The following is a 1703-nucleotide window of genomic DNA, read 5'->3' as shown; positions in this document are numbered from 1 at the left end:
TTGGCCAGGGTCGAGTAGAGAATCATCGCGTTCGGCCGCGCGACCAGCATGCCGGTCGGGTTGCCGTTGCTGTCGCGCACGATCTCGCCGCCCGGCGGGTTCGGCGTGTCGCGGGTGTAACCGGCCACGCGCAGGGCGGCGCGGTTGAGCAGCGCACGGTCGTAGAGGTGCAGGATGAACACCGGAGTATCCGGCGCGGCCTGGTTGATTTCTTCCAGGGTCGGCATGCGTTTTTCGGCGAACTGGAATTCGTTCCAGCCACCGACCACGCGCACCCACTGCGGGGTTGGCGTGCGATCAGCCTGGTCCTTGAGCATGCGCAGCGCGTCGGCGAGCGATGGCACGCCTTCCCAGCGCAGTTCGAGGTTGTAGTTCAAACCGCCACGAATCAGGTGCAAGTGCGAGTCGTTGAGGCCAGGGATGACGCAGCGGCCCTTCATGTCGACCACTTGTGTGGCGCTGCCCTTGAGGGCCATGGCCTCGGCATCGTTACCGACGACGACGAAGCGGCCGTCCTTGATCGCCACCGCACTGGCCAGTGGTTTTTCCCGGTCTACGGTATGAAACTGGCCATTGAATAAAATCAGATCGGCGCTCATCGCAGTTCCTCAAGCAAAAGTGAAAAGAAGCAAACCCCGCTCAACGCGGCGAGGTCTCTTGGGAATCGAGGTGTTCATGGGCCTGACTGGCTTCCAGCCACGGGGTGAACAAACGGGTGACCGGCGGCATCACCACGTAGACCACCGAGAGGACGATGGTCAGGGTGATCAGGAACGTGGCGACCACGTAGTTGGACAGAAGCGGATGCAGCGCCAGCAACGGCCCCCAGATCAGCGGCACCAGCAGGGTGTGCGGCAGAATCACTAACAGGGTGACGACAGCCTGCTTCCAGCGCGGCGGTGGCGAGCCGGCTTCGGCCAGCGGTGTGAACCAGAATTCATTGACCGGCGCGACTTCGGTCTGATCGCCGTCGGCCAGCATCGGTGCGGCTTCAGCCACCAGCGCCTGACGCTCGGAGGATTCCAGCCAGCCTTGCATGGCCTCGGTGGAGCTGAAGCGCAGCACGCAAGTGTAAAAATCCAGACGCCCGCGCTTGCCGCGCACCACGTCCACACCCAGATGCCCCTCGCGCTGCCCGGCAACCCGCACGATATTGCGCAGCCATGCTTCATACGCCGACTCGAAACCGGCCTTGACCGAGTGCTTGATGATCAACGTGACGGTCTCATCGGCCCCCGGTGCTTGTGAATTGAGGACTTCAGGCATAACGCAGCACTCCGGGCAAACGAACAGGAATCGCCAGCCGTCCGGGCCCGGCGATCAATACGGTGGTGAAAAGAATCAACAGCAACCAGCCGAACTGCCCTTCGGCCACACTCCATTGCGGGTGCACGACCAGCAGCGCCACGAGCAGTACAAAGAGAATAGGCAGGCAGGCCAAACGCGCCAGCACACCGGCGACGATCAGCAACGGGCAGAGGACTTCGGCGAAGATCGCCAGGATCAGCGTCAGGTGGGCGCCGAGGTGGAACGGGTCTTCGATCAGTTGCAGCTGCGCGGTGAAGTCCAGCAGCTTGGGCAAGCCGTGCACCCACAACAGAAACAACCCGCCGCTGACCCGCAGGAACAGCAACCCGATGTCGCGCGCCTGTTCATCCCTCGTAGCAATCATGACCCGACCCTTTGAATGTCATTGACGGGAA

The 1703-nt window shown here is 62.5% G+C and carries 3 protein-coding genes; all 3 read right to left on the bottom strand.

What is annotated here, in order from left to right:
* A partial coding sequence (locus D6877_RS07250; RefSeq protein ID WP_153189065.1) for an amidohydrolase family protein occupies positions 1-599 on the bottom strand: 599 nt, incomplete at its 3' end.
* Positions 600-639: 40 nt separating this feature from the next.
* Positions 640-1266, bottom strand: coding sequence for an antibiotic biosynthesis monooxygenase (locus tag D6877_RS07245; protein WP_041478579.1), 627 nt, complete (start codon positions 1264-1266; stop codon positions 640-642).
* Positions 1259-1672 carry a DoxX family protein gene (locus tag D6877_RS07240; RefSeq protein WP_024012430.1) on the bottom strand — a complete coding sequence of 138 codons (414 nt, stop codon included), beginning with the start codon at positions 1670-1672 and terminating at the stop codon, positions 1259-1261. The genes D6877_RS07245 and D6877_RS07240 overlap by 8 nt, the downstream gene beginning before the upstream one ends.
* Between the last annotated feature and the right edge of the window lie 31 nt (positions 1673-1703).

Origin of the sequence: Pseudomonas sp. Sample_9 (assembly GCF_004307535.1) — a bacterium.
Lineage (GTDB): Bacteria > Pseudomonadota > Gammaproteobacteria > Pseudomonadales > Pseudomonadaceae > Aquipseudomonas > Aquipseudomonas mercuritolerans.
Note: the sequence above shows the minus strand (reverse complement) of the source record. Positions and strands in the feature narration are given on the sequence as shown.

Coding starts and splice junctions, on each gene's coding strand:
- D6877_RS07245 (WP_041478579.1), bottom strand. CDS start 1,266: ATGCCTGAAGTCCTCAATTCACAAGCACCGGGGGCCGATGAGACCGTC.
- D6877_RS07240 (WP_024012430.1), bottom strand. CDS start 1,672: ATGATTGCTACGAGGGATGAACAGGCGCGCGACATCGGGTTGCTGTTC.